We start from the raw sequence: 17759 nt of genomic DNA, 5'->3' as shown, positions 1-17759 counted from the left end.
AGAGAGAGAAGAAATGCCGTTGCTCAAGAAGAAGGGCTTTGTTTGAAGCAACTCCTCATAATATACAGGCATTTGCCCCACACGGCCAAATAGAATTTCTATTGTATAGGTAATCATATACTGATGTAGTATAATCTATAATTTTTAATATGTTGATAATCTATTATTGACAGGTAAATCATATTAAAAAAAGCGGCCCGGGGAAAAATATCCTGGAGGTTGACACAGAGTGGTGCAAGTAACAGATTGTTGGACGCCGCCCTTTCTCCCCAAAACGCACTGTCATGTCGAGCGAAACACCTGTGCTTTTCAGGTGTGTAGTCGAGACATTTCGCTTCGCGGGAAAAAGATGAGCCCCGTTCTTAGATCCATCTTGAGCAACGGTTTTTTTAGAATTCCCTCCAATAGCAGGGAGATATCGCTTCGCGGGGAAAAGATGAGCTACGCTCCGGGCCAAAAGGCGGCCCTCCGGTCGATATGACAGTGGGTATTGGTTAATAAGCGCGGCGCACAACACTCAACAGTTTAACCAGGTACACGGCAGCGCTGTGTACAGCCGTGATATGATGTTCGGTCCCCGGTCCTCCGTCTCCAGCAATTTCCCCCTCACTCCCTCTCTTTTTTAACAATCATTCATTTACGACTACAGATTGATTCTGTACTGTTTTCATTAAGATGTAATTTGACCCAATTTTTATTAGCTTTCAGACATGAAAGAGATCACACTAAACATACCCAAAGATTTTGACCTTGATGAGGGTGAAACAAAAAAATTCCTTGCGGCCAAATTATATGAGGCAGGTAAGCTTACTTTAGGCCAGGCGGCGGAGCTAGCAGGTATGTCAAAAACAGAATTCGCCGATATACTCTCCGGCTTCGGCGTGTCTCTGATCAACTATTCTTCCTCTGAAATCCTCAGAGATGCAGAACAATTCTGATTCCATTCTTCCAGATACAAGTTGCCTGATTCTCCTTTCCAAAATTGATGAACTTGGGCTCTTGAAACTTCCTGGCAGAAATATAGTTACAACTTCAAAGGTGGCGAAAGAGTTCAGGAAAACTCTTCCGGAATGGATAAAAATCGAAAAACCACTCCCAGGTCTGTATCGGAAAGTAAACAAACTGAAACTTGACAGAGGAGAAACGAGCGTTCTTGCCTTATCTCTTTCAATCAACAATTCAATTGTAATTATAGACGACCTTAAAGGAAGAAGAGCTGCTGAAAAGCTCAAGGTGCGTTATTCAGGTACTTTAGGTTTAATTCTTCGAGCAAAAAAAGAAGGAATTATTCCCAGCGTAAAGCCCATTCTTAGAAAGGTTAATAAAACTAATTTCAGAATTGATAAAAACCTCCTTATCACCATCATGAAAGAAGCCGGTGAACAATAGCGCATAGAAGTCAGATTTCTAACCCCATATATTACGGTTTTAAATCATTCATGTGCAACGTCTTTTCAAAACTCCTTCCGATAAAAAGGAGATATCGCCCCTATTAGTCGAAACTGGCAAAACGCCAGGCGCAGCACTTCACAATTCCACAACAGAATTCTTTCAGCGATTAATAATGTAGAAAGTGTAGAAGCAGAGAGAGAGAAAAAGTACCGTTGCTCAAGAAGAAGGGCTTTGTTTGAAGCAACTCCTGATAATATACAGGCATTTGCTCCACACGGCCAAATAGAATTTCTATTGTATAGGTAATAATATACTGATGTAGTATAATCTATAATTTTTAATATGTTGATAATCTATTATTGACAGGTAAATCATATTGAGAAAAGCGGCCCGGGGAAATTATTCTGGCGGTGTGACACTGAATGGTGAAAATAAGAGATCGTTGAACGCCGCCCCTTCTCCCCAAAACGCACTGTCATGTCGAGCGAATCCTGACGTGCTTTTCGGCGGGATGAGCCGAGACATCTCCCGTTGCTTGGGACCAATCCAAACAACGCCTTGTCAAAACTTCTTCCATGATTAAGGAGATATCGCTTCGCGGGGCTCATTTTTTCCCCACGAAGTGAAAAGATGAGCTCCGCTCTGGCCGAAAAGCAGCCCTGCGGTTACCGGGACAAAACCCGGGACAGGCAGGAAAAGCGGATTGAATCAAACTCTCCCCTTCTCTCCCTCTTTTACCCATTGACCCAGCCACCAAGATCCCAAATGCTTTACCCGGTTCCGAAGCCGGGGCTAATACTGAAATAGGTTGAAACATTATCTGGAGTGATGTGCGTCCTTACTGAAGGCGTTTCCGCGCCGCCCTTCATGACAAACGGATGGTATAATCTGAAAAAGAGGAGTACAGAACTATTTGAATGAGAAACGGTTCTATGAAGGCTGGTTCCTCAAACCGAACTTGCCGCGTCAAGATTAATCCAAATGACTACAGGTTATTATTTTACCGCAATTCTAATTTATCCTGCCTGAATTTTTTGTAACCTTCAGCGTATAAAAACCTAATTTAAACTTTTTCCATGAAAATATTTAAGCCTCTGTTCCTTTTTGTTGCATGTATAGCCATCGTTATTTCCGTTACCGGGTGTGCAGAAACCGCCCAGTCTGATTCTGCTCAACAGGCAGTTTCAGAAACCCGTGTATTTGAGATGCGTACCTACACAACACACGATGGTAAACTGGATGATCTGCATCAGCGTTTTGAGAATCATACTATGGCATTTTTTGAAAAACATGGCATGAAAAACATCGGCTACTGGGTACCTGAAGATCCCGAGCTTAAAGATAATACCCTTATATACATCCTCTCCCACGAAAGCACAGAGGCCGCAGAAAATAGCTGGGATGCATTCAGGGCGGACCCGGAATGGCAATCCGTCTATGAAAAATCCCGACGGGATGGGCCAATTGTCAGAAGTATCGAATCAGTTTATATGAAAAGCACAGCCTATTCGCAAATATAACATAAAGGGGATCACCGGTTTTATAAGTGAGAGACGTTTCATGGAGGCGTTTTTCTTCGTTAGGAGATGGTGATCGGTGTATTGGCTATGTGGTTATAGGTCCATCCGGGAGACGGGGAGATAGACTGTTGCTAAAGAGGCGGGCTTTATTTCAAGCAACTCCTGATAATATACAGGCATCTGCCCCACTCGGCCAAATAGAATTTCTATTATATAGGTAATGATACACTGATGTTGTCTAATATATAATTTTTAATATGTTGATGAACTATTATTGACAGGTAAATCATATTGAGAAAAGCGGCCGGGGAAATTATTCTGGCGGCGTGACACTGAATGGTGCAAGTAACAGATCGTTGGACGCCGCCCCTTCTCCCCAAAACGCACTGTCATGTCGAGCGAAGGCACGCGATTTTGCGTACCGAAGCCGAGACATCTCCCTGTTGATTGGATCTATTATAAACAACGCTTTTTCAAAACTCCTGCCGATAACAGGGAGATCCTTCCGCTCCGGCGAGAAACACGCCTCCGGTCCCCGGGACAAAGCCCGGGACAGGCAGGATGACAATTGGCGCTGAAAGGGAAGCGCGGCGCATAACACTCAACAGTTGAACCAGGTACACGGCAGCGCCGCGTACAGCCGTGATATTTCTCCGGTCTCCGGCCTTCCGCACCCTCTTCTTTCTCCCCCTCACTCCGCCGCCCTATAACAACCACAAAACTCTGCCAGGAGCTCTCTGTGTTCGCACTCTGGCAGGTCTTGTTTAATCCTTTACCACTTCAAGCATCAGCTCAAAATGATCAAACTTCAGGTCAAAAAGCTCACGGCTGCGGGCGGCTATTTCATCAGATACGGAATCCCAGTCGGAGGCGCGTTCGAATGAATCGCCTTTCCGGTAGATGTTCCCGGCAGTGGCGATGAACATCCCGGCGGTGGAGACAGTCATTCGTTCATCGGCCGGAGATCCATCGCTGTAGTTCACGGAGGTGATCAGACGTCCCTCTTCATTCAGATGATGCTCCATCACGCCCAGAAGTGCGTTATCAGAGAGCTCACCGATCAGGTCAAACAGGTCCTCGCGATGGTCGGTGATGAACATCGCGGTACCGTCACGTTCGCGGTCGAAGCCGTAGCCGCCGCCCAGGTGGTTCAGGAACTGATACCAGTCGTACAGATTTACAATATCTGATGCTGCCACAGCGCCATCGCCGGTGAACTCGATCTCTGCAGGCATGCCCCACGACTCGGCCAGGCCGGCCACCGATTCAAGGATCGCGGCAGTCCGGTCAAAAACTGTCCGGGCCATCTCCCGGTCATCATCATCGCCAAACATCCAGAGCATATCGTACATCGCTTTTTTCCCGCGAATAAGCGCGCCCACGGCGTCGAGCGGCCAGGTGGTGCCGTCATCAAAATCATAGATGGTGCGCTCACCATCCCACGCCTCATCCAGGGTTCGGGCGATTTCTCTGTAGATATCGGTCATGCTCTCCGGGCTGTACCCCATAAAATGCTCCAGCGAGGATTGCGGCAGCACGCCCATGGTATCTTCTCCGCCCGGCTTTTTCCAGACGATCCATGCGTATGCGTGGCCGTGCAGTCCACCCAGCCCGTAACTCATGCTCCGGCTGTTGGTGTCGCCGTTGGAGTCGTGAAAGAACCCGTCCCGGTAGTGTTCGTCTAACAGGTAGCGACCCGGGGTAACCAGGTAGTTGGTTGCCTCACGGTTGAGGCGTTCATAAAGGGTGGGATCGTAGTCGAAACGGCCGCTTCGGTGATGGATGTGATAGGCGTAAACCAGGTGCGGATAGATGGAGAGCTCGGGATCACCGGCCGCTGCATAGCCGTCGCCGGATGGCTTCAGTCGGGGCGCAATCTTCCCTTCATCGTTAAAGTGGTAGTCGATCATTGCGGTGAGTTCGAGGAACAGTTCCGCATTACGGCTCATGCCGTCGGTGTATAGATCGGGCCGGTACGCCTCATGGCCATACTCTGAATCGCGGGAGACAGTGGCCATAATTTGCACGGCGTGGAGGAAATTGCTGTAATCGTTGAGGTAGAGATTGTCATTTTCAAACTGAGGTTCAATATCCGCGGAGATTGATGCCGGAATCAGTAGTTCCGGCGCATCTGCCGACGGACCCGCGTCGTGATCGCTGTCATCGTCAGTGTCAGCCGAGCATGCGGTCAGGGAAAATAGGAGGAGGGTGGAGAGAAGAAGTATTGAAAGAGTAAACCTGTTTATTGAAAACATCGCTGAGATTGATTTATGTTAACCGGATATATCAATCATATTATAAACTTCGGCGACAGACAAATAGAAATTTGGTTGAGGCGGTGTGTCTTTTAAAGAAGGGCTTTTCAGTGTCCTTCCCAGGAACAGGGAGACCCTTTGGCTGCGTTGCCGGTGACATCTTCTGGTTCTTGAGTCCATTTTGAGCAACGGCTTTTTAGAACTCCAACCTATAAATGGGAGATCTCTCGGTGCGTTCGCTCCGCTCCCTTACTCGAGATGACAAGCAGCGATGGTAGATATAGCGCGGCGCATATGTTGAAATTTCGAACCCGGTTTTGTGCTGCGCCGCGAGGAATACTTACTTTGGCGGCGTGGGAAAGAAGGTTTCACAATGGGATGTTTATACGCCGCCAATTTATAAAAAGAGCGGCTTGTCATGTCGAGCGAAACACCTGTGCTTTTCAGGTGTGTAGTCGAGACATTTCGCTTCGCGGGGCTCATTTTTTCCCCACGAAGTGAAAAGATGAGCCCCGTTCTTAGAACCATCTTGAGCAACGTCCTGTCAGAGTCCTTACCAGGAACAAGGTGATTCATTCGGGGCGATGCAATCGCTCTGCTCTCTTCTATTCTTCCAGCGTGAACCCAATTTTGAGTGTAACCTGATAGTGTTTCACTTTTCCGTCTACAATATGCCCGCGCGTTTCGGTCACTTCAAACCAACCTAAATTATCAACGGAATGCCCGGCACGCTCAACTGCATTCTCAATGGCATCTTCGATGCTTGTTGTTGACGACCCGACGATTTCTATCTTTTTATATACGTTGTCACTCATACTGTCTCCTGTTTATTTGATAATTGGTTAAGATGTTTTACTACAATTGCTTACCTATCCACGGTTGTTCAATGAATGGATACACTCTTACCAAAGTATTCTAAACTTGTTGCGTTCCTTTCCCTCCGGTGATTCGAAAAGCATTTGCCTTTCAAAAAACATGTCACCCCGCATACTTGCGTGCAACAATGCACTTCGGTGTGCAAACACTTTTTTGGTTGGAGTCGCAGGCAGTCTTATTCCACTCACGACTCATGGCTATTTTTCCTTTGCTTCCCATGAACTGAACCATCCTCAACCAACGTCACTCACCATGAATGCCCGCACTCTCTCCGCCGCACTTCTCCTCATTCTTACATTTTTAATCGTTCTCTCCGATACTGTTGCGCAAGACCTCTATTTTCCATAGGCCGGAGGGGAGTGGGAGCAGAAACCTGCCGCTGATCTTGGATTTGATGCCGACTGGGGCAGCGTTCCCGATCATCTGTACTACGCAGCCGGCTTCGGCGGCAATTACATTGTGGTGGACGAAGAAAACGACCTGGTGATCGTCACCCGCTGGCTGGATGGAGGAGTGCTGGGCGAGTTTGTAGAAAAGGTTTACAAAGCAGGCGGGTTGATCAGGTGATCGTTGTTGGTTGTCGACTTTTTGTTATTTGGGAAAGGTGGTAGCTGCAGTGGCGAAGGGACGTTGCTCATTCTCTCCAAAACGCCCTGTCATACAGCCTGCCCGAGGTTCCTCTCGGGGAGCGAAGCACCTGAGCTTTTCAGGTGTGCAGTCGAGACATCTCCTGTTGTCTAGATTCATCTTAAACAACGTGCTGTCAGAGTTCTATCCAGGAACAAGGAGCCCCCTCGGCTGCGCTCCCCGGGACAAAGCCCGGGACAGGCAGGATTACAATTGGCGCTGAAAGGGAAGCGCGGCGCACAACACACAACAGTAATACCAGGAACACGGCATGCCCCGGTCTTCAGTCTTCCGTCACTGGCCCACCGCCCCCGGCCCTCCGTCTCCCGTCATTTTTTCCTCTCTCTATCACTCTGTCTCCCCTTCACTCTTTCACACATACACTCTCCCCAGTCACGAATAGAGAAATGACCAAGAATTTGACCGGTACATTAAGCATCCATAGATTTCCGGCATCAGTCAGATAAAAATCAATCCGTCAATTAAACCTCTTTCATGATCAAACCAACTAAACAAGACTGGAAAATATTTCAGAAAAGCCTTCCGGATTTCCGTGAGCGATATCTTGCTGAGCGCAATAAAACATTTATTGCTATCCTGAACGACGAGAAGCGCACCCCCACAGAGCAGTTTTGGGATGCGTATGATGCCATGAAGAAGCAGGACAAGATTCTGAGAGACTGCCTGGATGGATACTCAAAATCCGATATGGGTATAAGCATTCTCCTGATGCTCCGCCATGGCCTCATGAAAGAGGAGGACCTCAACGTATTCAGTGATGAACTACGCGAATGGGTACATCAGGTAATGAAGTAAGCGAGTCTGCGTTCACAATTCCACAATTCCACGATTGAACAGTTCCACAGTTCAACAACAGAATTCAACTTATGTTTGAAGGTGTAAATAAGGAAGAAACAGAATCATGCACCAGAAGTTAACTCATTCGTAATTTTGCGAACCCAGTTGACAGCACGTTCAATCAATTGGCCATCGGCAGATGTCTCTTTTAATCTTCTGATTAGCAAGGGCGTGTCAACCAACTTATTGATAATCAATAATCTCACGAAACCAATGTCTTTCGGTCTAAAAGCCATCAGCTTGCTTGCTGCCAAATCATGAGCCTCAACACAATATCCCCGTTTTGTAGTGTTGTTATAATCCCGGATCAAAAAAGTTCGGTCTTTCCAGCCTTCAGGCAGTATAGCTGATTCGATGGAAACCCCATGCACATAAAATCCATGCGTTTGATGGAACTGAGACATCTCCCCCAGTGCGCCGTCAATTTTGTCTACGGCTTGAGGTTTATTTACAGGGCAGACATCCACCTCAATAGATCTCCTGAGTTTTTCGTCAGCCTCTGGGTACTGTCCAAGTATAGCTTGCGAGCCAAATATGTAGAGCTCATCATCTTCTGAAACATCACAAGCAGCACGGATTGCATGTTTTAACTGATCGGGATTCATGACGCCAATGACTCAATGATACTTTGAAGCTTCTCCCTTTCATCTTCAGTAATAATCTGCCAGAAAGGGGTTGACTGCCTCAGACGCACAGCCTTTTCATCCTCCGATTCCAGAAATTTTGCCAGCCTCTGCAACGAGGCGGATTCCAGAAGATGCTTCCATTCTGTTAACTCACCTTTCACACCGCTTTCAGTTTCAGAAACCTGTTTTTCAAGGTGACGGATCGTTCTCCGGATGATTTCGGGATATATTTTAATAAGTTTTGCCCAGGCTTTTCCTGCTTGCAAGGATTGCAAATCGAGTTCGGCATGAGTTGTAAGACCAGTAGTCCCTCGTCTACCTTCTGCAAAAAAAATCGGGTCCACCCCCCACAGCATTTCGTATCCTTCATGGAGGGTTATATGATTTTCATCAAGATCCGCCTGTGTGATTCCGGTTATCTGAATGGTGATATCATATTTAGATTCAATTCCCGACTCAGCCATTCTTTCTTTGAATTGATCCGTGACAGGGTCGATCGATATTAATTTTCCAAAAAGTGCAATTTGGAGCGGATCGCCATACTGATCTTTTCCCTGTGCTGTTTTTCCATACATCCAGGCCGACAGCGGCTGGGGATTCAGCTTGCCAATCTCCTGTTTAATAGCGGCATGCAATGATTCAACGCGTTCTTTCTCCGCATGAAAAAGTCCCGAAAGAGCTTCAAACAACGGATGTTCTTCACGGGCTGCAATGAGCTGTCGTTTTCCACTCCCCCGATAGGCAATAATTCCAGTCTTTAATAATCGGTTTACCACTTTATGGACACCGGGAAGAGAAATATCCGTTCGTTCTGCCAGCTCAGAATAGCTCATAGCATTCTGTCTTTCTATCATAGAGCGAAGTATACGCACATTCCCGGGGTACCCCAGGATTTCATTAAGGGGTGTTTTCAAGGCACTATCCGAGCTGGAAACAGGACGCATAATTGTAGAATGAGATTAACAACTGTTAATTTATATTAACTACTGTTTATATGCAAGGGCCTACTAAAGAGGCATAGAGGCGATCGACGGGCAAGAACCAGAAAAATATGAGGCATGATGACGCCCGAAATAGCCAATTCAGTTATTGGAAATCGGTTATCCGTTATCGGAACTCTGCAAAATAGATCTCTCTTTCACCCACTCTCTCCCTCAACAATTCCAGGTGCATTTACTGGTCCCGAAGTATTTCGGGTGATTGCGGGAAGCAGTTCCACAATTCGACGATACGCACAAGCGCATCACTCCACGGTCCCACTATCTCCCCCTCACTCCTTCACACACACTCTCCCTCATTCAATCAATACAACAATCCAAACATCCACAACGGAATTTTATTTCCATAGCCGTACTCAATATCGTCAGCAGCGATATAGGCGTTATCAAGAGTGCGAATCTGTTTATCCGTTGTGTTCTTCCCGCCGATCTCGATCGTAAATTTTTCATTTACGATAAAGTCTCCCCGTTTTGCAAGCCGAAGCGGGGAGACCGGCCGCACCTGGTGCACAAAAAAGGTCTCACGGAGTGCTCCCATGTTTACATCAGACCAGCTTAGGGCAAACATCAGATTCGGATCATTCAGGTACAGCTTATCCGGTTTTTGAAGACGGGTGATTCCTTCCGCCTGCTTATAGAGACGATGTATTATCTGTGCCTTTTCAAGATAGTCGAGCAGATGGATGAGTGTATTTCGGGTGGACCCGATGCGTTCACTTAATTTGGTGATATTGGGAACCAGCGGAACGGTATCGGCCAGCACGGATAGCAGTTTCAGCAGGTAGTTTACCATATCCGGCCCCAGCTGATGGTAGGAGCGAAGGTCTGATTCGATAGCAATACGGGATGTTTCCCGAAGTTTTCCCAAAAAAATCTCGTTGTTTTCAAACGAAAATGGATACACCCCGCTCTGCGTATACTCCCGAAAGACTTTTATCGGCCTGATCTTCTCATTGATGGTTCGTGCGATGTCAAGATGATCAGACAGAATGGCTTCGAGCGGCACCGGCTCCAGCTGCATGCCATACGTCCAATTCAGATATTCCCGGAACGACAATCCATACAGCGTTCGAAAAACAGCCCTTCGGCTCAGGTCTGCTGTGGATGAGTCGATATGCAGAACAGACGAGCCGGTAAAGAGTATCCGAAGATCCGGGAACTGATCATAGATAAACTTCAGATGTTCCGACCAGTCGGGGTAGTGATGCACCTCATCCAGCAGGAGCGTGGTGCCCCCCTGCTTTACGAAATCATTCGCAAACTCCGTGAGAGACCGGTTTGAAAACCAGGGATCATCAAGGCTAACATAGAGTGTTCGCTGATCCAGCGGCAGGGATTGTTTTGCATACTGCAGCAGCAGCGTCGTTTTTCCCACTCCCCGGGCCCCTTTAATCCCGATCATGCGATGCGGCTGATTCAGAACCCCGATCAGTGGCCGGACCTGGTTTAGTGAAACAGACGCCAGCCTCTGGTTAAAATAACTAAATTGCTTTTCCATAAAAGCAATTTGAGTATAATTTTGTTAAATTCAAAAAGCAATATGTGGTAATTGTTATTGGTTGATTAGTTGATTGGTTATTTAGAGGTTAGTGAATTGATTATCTATTATCGGATCCTTGCAAAAAATCTCTCATTCACTCCCTCTCTCAGTCACTCTATCTTTCCATTAATAATCGACCTGAATACAAGTCAAACTTTCAACTATTTTGACCTATTGATAAGTCGATAAAAGAGTGGAATGGGGCGCGATACGGTGAAACCCTATCTTAACAATCTTGATCAGGCGAGACTGCTAAACCTGCTCACCCGATCCTCCAAAGGCGTGGCTGCACTCCAAAAGCCGGATAAAATATACCTTGAAAACACGAATTTCAGTCATGCGCTTAAATCCGACCCTGACCCCGGTACTCTTCGGGAAACAGTTCCACAATTTAACATTGCGCATAAGCGCAATACTCAACAGTTCAACAATTCCACAGCATAGTTTCATCAGCGAATAGAACTGTGTATAGGGCAGAGGATGGGAAAAGAAAGTGAAACGTTGCTCAGAAGAAGGGCTTTGTTTGAAGCAACTCCTGATAATATACAGGCATTTGCCCCACACGGCCAAACAGAATTTTTAATGTATAAGTAATAATAGGGTGATAGCTGAACAATAACTGTTAATGTACAGGTAAAAGTATGTTTACGACCAATAATATTCTACCTCATACCGCCTCACCGGACTCTTTTTTGGACCCATCTCGCAGATTCTCTGCCCGCAGATTGGAAATCAATACGTTGGGGATATTCTGGAAGGGCAAATTAGGATGCCCACAAACAATTTAACAGATCCACGATTCAACGATTCACCCATCACACTCTCTCTTTCTCTCCCTCGCTCCCTCTCCATTTATCCCTCTCCTAATCAACTAAATCCCAACAAACTTCTGATGCCGCCAATCCAGTTTCTCCCGAGACGGCCAGGCTTTTTTGGATTTTGGGAGGATTAGTTTCTGATCATGCAGCTTTTGAAAACCGTAGGTGAGCATGGGGCCATCGATTTCTTCGAGCAGATCTGTTCGGATTTTTATCTGGTAATCGGGTGTGACGCCAATAATGAATTTATCAAAAGCTGAGTGGTGAATTTTGCAAAGGGCGAGTCCATTCTCAACGGTTGGAGTGCCGTCCGGTTCTCCATCTGGAACGATGTGAGCAGCATCCAAAAGTTCGCCGTGTTTTAGATTACAAAACGCACATTGTGAACGATATGCTTGTAGAACTCTTTCCCTAAACCCGCGCTGATGTACTCTCTGTCTTACCTGGCTGGTAATATAGGATCGCCTTCCTTCATCTTTCACACCAACAAATTCAGATTCTTCCGATTCTGGATTTATTACTTTTTCATCTGCAACTACCGTAAAGGAAAGATTTTGTGGATTGTCCTCAATGATGTATACCGGAAATATGGCTAAGTAACGTCCTGGAATGATGCCGTGAAAGTAGATAAGCGGTAGTTCTTGTTTCATAATTTCTCTCAGTCCCACATTATCTCTATGATTGAGATCTGTTCCCCGATACTTATAGAGCAGCTGATCATGATAGTTGAAACTATCATCGTAAGGTCCTTTTGGAGAGGTTGTAATGGTTAACGGAAGATCCATTTCTTTAGGCTTGAAAATACCTTGGGGAGAGACCAACGGAATTCGCACTCCTCTAAATTCAAAACCTCTTCGAAGCAAGTCTCTGGAAAGAACATCACCATGAATGTCTATCTGCTGATTAAGCCAGTTGAAGGCGGTGTTTCTGATTTGAAGGTCTGTTGACATAAATTGTTCTCTATAAATAATCAGTATTCAGATTAATCTTTTTCAGTCGATAAACCGTATTGAGTACACCAAGGCAAAATACTATTTGAGCCTTAGTTACTATTAACTGATAAGCTTTGGGTCAGTGAAATAAGTATACTGTTTTAGCTGCCTAAAAGTATGAGCGCTAAGAAATGCGATTTTTTGTTGTCATATTGAGAATATAAAAGTTCTTTCAGATTCAATAATTTATCATTTACTTAAGGCCATAATAAAAATAAACACTCATCATCTTGGTAGATTTTTCAACAGTTCTTCAACGAGCAGACGACGAAACATTACAGGTATTAATTGACAGAGAAGCTGTTCAAATTCTAAATGCAATTGATCCAAACTATATACGACCAAAAAATCTCCGAAAAATACTAGTAAATATTCATGATAGAACTGAGCTTCTTAGACATAAGCCCACAAGAAATGAGATATTCTCACTTCTTCGACCTAAACAGGCAAAAAATTTACTTATCCATTTAGGTGTTGCTGATGATGATGCTTACTCATCATTGAATAAACTTTCAATTCGAAAAAATTCGAAAAAAGAAGAGCTACTGTTTCAGTTTTTTGGTGTTGAAGTAACTAAAATTGAAGAATTTTCAGAACAACCTTCTAAAAAAAATCTTACCCCAGAATATGGATTGTTTAAACATCAAAGAGAAGCCGCAACAAAAGTAAAAGAAATTATTTTCCATGGAGAGCTAAGACGAGTCTTGCTACACATGCCCACGGGTTCCGGAAAAACTCGTACTAGCATGAATATTATTTCGGATTATCTAAGAAATACTGAACCAGCTGTGGTGGTATGGTTGGCATATAGTGAAGAGCTTTGTGAACAAGCCGCTACTGAATTTGAAGAAAGTTGGGGTCTGTTAGGCAATAGACCGCTTGATGTATTTCGTTTTTGGGGAAGTCAAAATATTGATATCGAAGACGTAAAAGATGGTGTTGTAGTGTCAAGTCTATCTAAGATGTACAATACAACGAATAACGGACTGTATTTTATCGGACAACTGGGTAGTAAGACTAAATTAGTTATATTTGACGAAGCTCATCAATCAATTGCACCCACATTTAAGCACGTACTAAACAGCTTATTGGTACATTCTACTGAAATTGGATTAATAGGCCTGTCTGCTACACCAGGTCGAAGCTGGAACGATGTTGAAGAAGATTTAAAACTCTCTGAATTTTACCACAAGCAAAAAGTAACCTTAGATGTTGATGGATATGACAACCCTGTTAATTTCTTGGTTGATCAAGAATACTTAGCGGATGCAAATTATACTAAGGTTAAAGTTGATACTGACTTAAGTCTAACCAATCAAGAACGCGATGAGATTCAAAACCTTCTTGATATTCCCGGTTCTGTTCTAAGTAAATTAGCTACCAATGTTCAGAGAAATCTTGTCATTATTTCGAAATTGAGACAACTGATTAAGAGACATAAACGAATACTTTTTTTCGCCACAAATGTTGATCATTCTACTTTAATGGCCAAAGTTTTACAAGCTATCGGAATAAAAGCATACTCAATTACTTCCAACACCCCTAACAGTAGTAGAAAAAGATGGATCGAAGAATTTAAATCTGAAGATCCCTCTCCAATCATACTTTGCAACTACGGAGTTTTAACAACAGGATTTGACGCTCCAAAAACCAGCGCAGCAATAATAGCTCGACCTACAAAATCATTGGTTCTTTATAGTCAAATGGTTGGAAGAGCAATAAGGGGTAAAAAAGCCGGTGGAAACAAAAAAGCAGAAATTTTAACTGTCATTGATACAACCTTGCCAGGCTTTAGCAATGTAGCTGAAGCATTTACAAATTGGGAAGATGTCTGGGACGATAATTAAACTAAATTTGAAATGAAAAATACTGACTTACAAGAAAACAATATTAGACTCAACGATGATCGTGATATAGTACCAGCTCATTTAGCGGTCAAAGCAATGAGAGATAATGGGTACAAAAATGCAGCATATGCGATTGCTGAACTCATCGATAATTCCATCCAGGCAGGAGCTAAAAATGTAGAGTTACTTTGTGGAGAAAAAACAGTACAACTATCTAAAAGAACCAGCAATCGTATTCAAGAAATTGGGGTTTTAGATAATGGGAGTGGTATGAGTAGTGATGAGTTAGGAATGGCTCTTCAATTCGGAAATGGAACCCATCTTTTCCCGGAAGATCAAAATGGAATTGGAAAGTTTGGAATGGGATTACCAAGTTCTTCAATTTCACAATGCAAACGGGTGGATGTTTGGAGTTGGCAAAATGGAATTGAAAGCGCTAACTATTCATATTTAGATTTAAAAGAGATTACTTCTGGTGAGATGAGACGAGTACCAGAGCCATCTAAAAGGAATATTCCTGCGAAATGGATTGAAGTTGCAGAGAGTATTGGAGAGTCAGGAACTTTAGTAGTTTGGACTGATTTAGATCGAATAATGTGGAAAACAGCTAAGTCCATTATACGTAATTCAGAGCATATAATAGGTCGAATGTATCGATATTTTCTTCATAATGATGATGTGCAGATACGTATGTATACATTTGATATTGAAAATCATACACATAAAGGAGAAGAGTACTTTGCGAAAGCAAATGATCCGATGTATTTAATGCATGATACTTCATGCCCTCCACCTTATAGTGATAAGCCAATGTTTGAGCCTTTCGGAAACACAAGAACGTTCGAAATAGAACATGATGGTAAAGTACATGAAGTTTATTTGAAATTTTCGGTAGCAAATAAAGAATCAAGAAGCGGTACTCAACCGGGACGCAAACCACATGGAAAACACGCCTCGAAAAACCAAGGGGTTTCTGTTGTTAGAGCTCAACGTGAACTCGAACTTAATGATACTTGGGTTACAAGTTATGATCCTACAGAGCGTTGGTGGGGTTGTGAAATTCACTTTTCTCCCGCATTGGATAATGTATTTGGTGTTTCAAATAACAAACAATTTGCGAGGAATTTCAACGCAATTAATGTTGATGATTTTAAAGAGGACGGTGAAACAGTACATGCGGCAAAAGAGCGATTAAGAGAAGAGGGTGATCCTAATGGCGTACTTTTGGATTTGCACCACGCAATAAATTCAAATTTATCGGAAATAAGAACACATCTTAAAAAACAGAGTTATGGTAAGCGTACAAATGATAGTAAGCGCAGTCGGTACAATGCTGAAAGAAAGGCGACAGATCTAACCAAAGAACGACAAGAGGTAGGATTCCACGGTGAAAGTGATGATGATGAAAACCTCCCTAAAGAAGAAAGAGAGAAGGTGATTCGACAGGAATTGCAAAATTGGGAAGTCTCCTCAGATGTGGTTGAAGGAGTTATTGCAAATACGTTCAATGATGGATTAAAATATCACTTTGTAGAAGCAAACATGGATGGGTCCGCGTTTTTTACGCTACGGCCAAAAGGTGGTACAATTATCATAAAACTTAATTTCGAACATCCAGCCTATAAAAATTTAATGGAGCTTCTTTATGAGAATACTGATGAAGCCAGCGAAGAGGAGTTAAAAGATCGTTTAGACAAAGCTCGAGAAGGGTTACAGCTTCTTTTTATGGCATGGGCAAGATACGAGGACGAACTTGAAGGTGCTCGAAAACAGGTGGCGGAAGATGTTCGGCACGATTGGGGTAGAATTGCCAGACAGTTTTTAGAGCGAAATGATTAATACTCGTTCATTTCATTATAAAGATCTATTATCTCTTCTTGAAAATTCAATGACAAGAGTTGATAACGAGGTTGTATTGGTTGCTCCATTCATAAAGCATTCTATCATTGAAATTCTTCTGCAGCACTTAAAAGATAAAACGAAACTCACTGTTTATACTCGGTGGAGGTTGGATGAGATATTATCCGGTGTCAGCGATATTGAAATTTGGGAGCTAATTCGTGATAGCCAAAATATGTCTTTAAAACTTTCCCCAAATCTACATGCAAAGTATTACCGGTTTGATAATACAGTTATTCTGGGGTCAGCAAATCTTACTGCCAAAGCTTTAATTACTAATGCAGCTTCTAATTTTGAATTACTTCAAACTTCTGAGTTGAACGATGAGTGTCGCTCATTTGAAATGGCACTGGTAAATCAGTCGGTTGAAGTAAACAATGAACTGTTTAAACAGGTAAAAAGAATAGTAGAGCAGAGTGAAGACAGAGAATTATCTAATGAAGTAAACGAATTAGGAATTAGCTATGATGCGGAAGATAGTATAATAGCAGACCATTTAGATTTATATCAATGGATTCCAAGAACAAGAAACCCTGAAAATCTTTTCGTTTATTACTCCAAATACCATGAGTTGTTAACTGATGTTCAAATAAAACACGCTGAAATCGATTTGTCTTTTTTTCCTATAAAACGCGGATTAAATAAGGAAGTATTTGAAGAGTCTATTTCTTTTTATTTGGTTCAAATGCCAGTAATAAGAAAAATTGATGAATTCATAATAGGAAGTAAAAGCTTTGGTGAAATGGCGAATTTTTTAGGTAGAGAATTTAAGTTAAACATAAGAGACATTGATCATAAAAGAAGTTGGCAAACTTTGATGCGGTGGCTATTATACTTTATCTCTGATAAGTATGATGTGATAGTTAATAAATATTCTGAAATAATTTTTAAAAAGAAATAAATTATGTATCAGAAGTATCTGCAGGATTACAAATGCAATATTTATAAACTAGATAAATTCGATCTTATCCCACAGACTCCTGGAATATATTCTTGGCATATCTACACTGATGCTAATTCAGTCAGTGAGTATTCCGACATTTTCAACGAAAAACAATACGACGTAAAAGTTGAGGGCAAGTTAAATGATCTTTATGATGGTTCTGTTTTTTCAAAAAATAAGATGAATATTGCGTCAAACACTGTTGACGATTCAATTATAAAAGCAGCAACCTTTTTCTTTAGTCCACCGATCTATATAGGAATATCAAAAACAAATCTTAGAATTCGTTTGAATACTCATAAAAAAATGTTGATAAGAAAGTTAAACTCTGAAGATCTTAGTAAAGAAAATGGTACTCTCTCCGAAAACAGAATAGATACTGATGAAGAATCTTCTTTTTTTGCTGGTAGATTAGCTAATGCCATATCAAAAAACATTGATAAAATATCTGAGCGAAATTTATACGTAAAAGTTTTTTATAATATTCAACCAGGAAAAAACAAGGAAATCAAGAAAATTGAATACATTTTGAATCGAACATATAACCCAACATTTGGACGGAAATAAA

The 17759-nt window shown here is 42.9% G+C and carries 16 protein-coding genes; 10 read left to right on the top strand and 6 right to left on the bottom strand.

Going from position 1 to position 17759, the window contains the following annotated elements:
• Window positions 1-710: 710 nt before the first annotated feature.
• The 3 genes from DYD21_RS18205 to DYD21_RS18195 all read left to right on the top strand — a co-directional run bounded on the left by DYD21_RS18205 (window position 711) and on the right by DYD21_RS18195 (window position 2912).
• Complete coding sequence (locus DYD21_RS18205; protein ID WP_116038437.1) at window positions 711-938, top strand: UPF0175 family protein; 228 nt, start codon at window positions 711-713, stop codon at window positions 936-938.
• Window positions 922-1389 (top strand): DUF3368 domain-containing protein, encoded by a 468-nt coding sequence (locus DYD21_RS18200; protein ID WP_116038436.1) that lies wholly within the window; start codon window positions 922-924, stop codon window positions 1387-1389. The genes DYD21_RS18205 and DYD21_RS18200 overlap by 17 nt, the downstream gene beginning before the upstream one ends.
• A 1079-nt stretch (window positions 1390-2468) precedes the next feature.
• Window positions 2469-2912 (top strand): NIPSNAP family protein, encoded by a 444-nt coding sequence (locus DYD21_RS18195; protein ID WP_116038435.1) that lies wholly within the window; start codon window positions 2469-2471, stop codon window positions 2910-2912.
• Window positions 2913-3676: 764 nt separating this feature from the next.
• Here the strand turns inward: DYD21_RS18195 and DYD21_RS18190 are convergent.
• Together DYD21_RS18190 and DYD21_RS18185 are read right to left on the bottom strand one after the other, a co-directional pair.
• Window positions 3677-5167: a hypothetical protein gene (locus DYD21_RS18190; RefSeq protein ID WP_116038434.1), complete on the bottom strand. Its 1491-nt coding sequence runs from the start codon at window positions 5165-5167 to the stop codon at window positions 3677-3679.
• A gap of 605 nt (window positions 5168-5772) precedes the next feature.
• A complete protein-coding gene (locus DYD21_RS18185; protein WP_116038433.1) occupies window positions 5773-5982 on the bottom strand; it encodes a dodecin in 210 nt (69 codons plus the stop codon).
• A gap of 160 nt (window positions 5983-6142) precedes the next feature.
• Here DYD21_RS18185 and DYD21_RS20925 point away from each other — a divergent pair, with 160 nt between their 5' ends.
• Both DYD21_RS20925 and DYD21_RS18175 read left to right on the top strand, forming a co-directional pair.
• On the top strand, window positions 6143-6391 hold the full coding sequence (locus DYD21_RS20925; RefSeq protein WP_147303643.1) for a hypothetical protein: 249 nt from the start codon (window positions 6143-6145) through the stop codon (window positions 6389-6391).
• Window positions 6392-7165: 774 nt separating this feature from the next.
• Window positions 7166-7486 (top strand): hypothetical protein, encoded by a 321-nt coding sequence (locus DYD21_RS18175; RefSeq protein ID WP_116038432.1) that lies wholly within the window; start codon window positions 7166-7168, stop codon window positions 7484-7486.
• A 104-nt stretch (window positions 7487-7590) separates the two neighbouring features.
• Here DYD21_RS18175 and DYD21_RS18170 read toward each other — a convergent pair whose 3' ends face one another.
• From DYD21_RS18170 to DYD21_RS18160, 3 genes are all read right to left on the bottom strand, one after another.
• The gene (locus DYD21_RS18170; protein WP_116038431.1) at window positions 7591-8133 is read right to left on the bottom strand and encodes a DUF6036 family nucleotidyltransferase; all 543 of its coding nucleotides are present in this window, start codon (window positions 8131-8133) and stop codon (window positions 7591-7593) included.
• Window positions 8130-9098: a winged helix-turn-helix domain-containing protein gene (locus DYD21_RS18165; protein ID WP_116038430.1), complete on the bottom strand. Its 969-nt coding sequence runs from the start codon at window positions 9096-9098 to the stop codon at window positions 8130-8132. The genes DYD21_RS18170 and DYD21_RS18165 overlap by 4 nt, the downstream gene beginning before the upstream one ends.
• Window positions 9099-9456: 358 nt before the next feature.
• Window positions 9457-10650: an ATP-binding protein gene (locus tag DYD21_RS18160; protein WP_116038429.1), complete on the bottom strand. Its 1194-nt coding sequence runs from the start codon at window positions 10648-10650 to the stop codon at window positions 9457-9459.
• A 240-nt stretch (window positions 10651-10890) separates the two neighbouring features.
• Here DYD21_RS18160 and DYD21_RS18155 point away from each other — a divergent pair, with 240 nt between their 5' ends.
• The gene (locus DYD21_RS18155; protein ID WP_116038428.1) at window positions 10891-11136 is read left to right on the top strand and encodes a hypothetical protein; all 246 of its coding nucleotides are present in this window, start codon (window positions 10891-10893) and stop codon (window positions 11134-11136) included.
• Window positions 11137-11563: 427 nt separating this feature from the next.
• Here the strand turns inward: DYD21_RS18155 and DYD21_RS18150 are convergent, their stop codons facing one another.
• Window positions 11564-12460 carry an HNH endonuclease gene (locus DYD21_RS18150; RefSeq protein WP_116038427.1) on the bottom strand — a complete coding sequence of 299 codons (897 nt, stop codon included), beginning with the start codon at window positions 12458-12460 and terminating at the stop codon, window positions 11564-11566.
• 272 nt (window positions 12461-12732) lie between these two features.
• On the opposite strand from DYD21_RS18150, the gene DYD21_RS18145 reads away from it, so the two are divergent.
• The 4 genes from DYD21_RS18145 to DYD21_RS18130 are packed head-to-tail and all read left to right on the top strand — an operon-like array spanning window position 12733 to window position 17758.
• Window positions 12733-14349: a DEAD/DEAH box helicase gene (locus DYD21_RS18145; RefSeq protein ID WP_116038426.1), complete on the top strand. Its 1617-nt coding sequence runs from the start codon at window positions 12733-12735 to the stop codon at window positions 14347-14349.
• Between the two features lie 12 nt (window positions 14350-14361).
• Complete coding sequence (locus tag DYD21_RS18140) at window positions 14362-16188, top strand: ATP-binding protein (RefSeq protein ID WP_199535603.1); 1827 nt, start codon at window positions 14362-14364, stop codon at window positions 16186-16188.
• A complete protein-coding gene (locus DYD21_RS18135; protein WP_158607364.1) occupies window positions 16181-17149 on the top strand; it encodes a phospholipase D family protein in 969 nt (322 codons plus the stop codon). Before DYD21_RS18140 ends, DYD21_RS18135 begins: the two co-directional genes overlap by 8 nt.
• 3 nt (window positions 17150-17152) lie before the next feature.
• The gene (locus DYD21_RS18130; RefSeq protein WP_116038424.1) at window positions 17153-17758 is read left to right on the top strand and encodes a hypothetical protein; all 606 of its coding nucleotides are present in this window, start codon (window positions 17153-17155) and stop codon (window positions 17756-17758) included.
• Window position 17759: the final 1 nt, after the last annotated feature.

The sequence above is a fragment of the Rhodohalobacter sp. SW132 genome (assembly GCF_003390325.1).
GTDB lineage: Bacteria > Bacteroidota > Rhodothermia > Balneolales > Balneolaceae > SW132.
Note: the sequence above shows the minus strand (reverse complement) of the source record. Positions and strands in the feature narration are given on the sequence as shown.

Excerpts from the sequence above, each read along its gene's own strand:
- DYD21_RS18190 (WP_116038434.1), bottom strand. The coding sequence starts at position 5,167 with ATGTTTTCAATAAACAGGTTTACTCTTTCAATACTTCTTCTCTCCACC.
- DYD21_RS18130 (WP_116038424.1), top strand. The coding sequence starts at position 17,153 with ATGTATCAGAAGTATCTGCAGGATTACAAATGCAATATTTATAAACTA.
- DYD21_RS18165 (WP_116038430.1), bottom strand. The coding sequence starts at position 9,098 with ATGCGTCCTGTTTCCAGCTCGGATAGTGCCTTGAAAACACCCCTTAAT.
- DYD21_RS18185 (WP_116038433.1), bottom strand. The coding sequence starts at position 5,982 with ATGAGTGACAACGTATATAAAAAGATAGAAATCGTCGGGTCGTCAACA.
- DYD21_RS18140 (WP_199535603.1), top strand. The coding sequence starts at position 14,362 with ATGAAAAATACTGACTTACAAGAAAACAATATTAGACTCAACGATGAT.
- DYD21_RS20925 (WP_147303643.1), top strand. The coding sequence starts at position 6,143 with ATGTCACCCCGCATACTTGCGTGCAACAATGCACTTCGGTGTGCAAAC.
- DYD21_RS18155 (WP_116038428.1), top strand. The coding sequence starts at position 10,891 with ATGGGGCGCGATACGGTGAAACCCTATCTTAACAATCTTGATCAGGCG.
- DYD21_RS18150 (WP_116038427.1), bottom strand. The coding sequence starts at position 12,460 with ATGTCAACAGACCTTCAAATCAGAAACACCGCCTTCAACTGGCTTAAT.
- DYD21_RS18205 (WP_116038437.1), top strand. The coding sequence starts at position 711 with ATGAAAGAGATCACACTAAACATACCCAAAGATTTTGACCTTGATGAG.
- DYD21_RS18175 (WP_116038432.1), top strand. The coding sequence starts at position 7,166 with ATGATCAAACCAACTAAACAAGACTGGAAAATATTTCAGAAAAGCCTT.
- DYD21_RS18170 (WP_116038431.1), bottom strand. The coding sequence starts at position 8,133 with ATGAATCCCGATCAGTTAAAACATGCAATCCGTGCTGCTTGTGATGTT.
- DYD21_RS18135 (WP_158607364.1), top strand. The coding sequence starts at position 16,181 with ATGATTAATACTCGTTCATTTCATTATAAAGATCTATTATCTCTTCTT.
- DYD21_RS18200 (WP_116038436.1), top strand. The coding sequence starts at position 922 with ATGCAGAACAATTCTGATTCCATTCTTCCAGATACAAGTTGCCTGATT.
- DYD21_RS18160 (WP_116038429.1), bottom strand. The coding sequence starts at position 10,650 with ATGGAAAAGCAATTTAGTTATTTTAACCAGAGGCTGGCGTCTGTTTCA.
- DYD21_RS18195 (WP_116038435.1), top strand. The coding sequence starts at position 2,469 with ATGAAAATATTTAAGCCTCTGTTCCTTTTTGTTGCATGTATAGCCATC.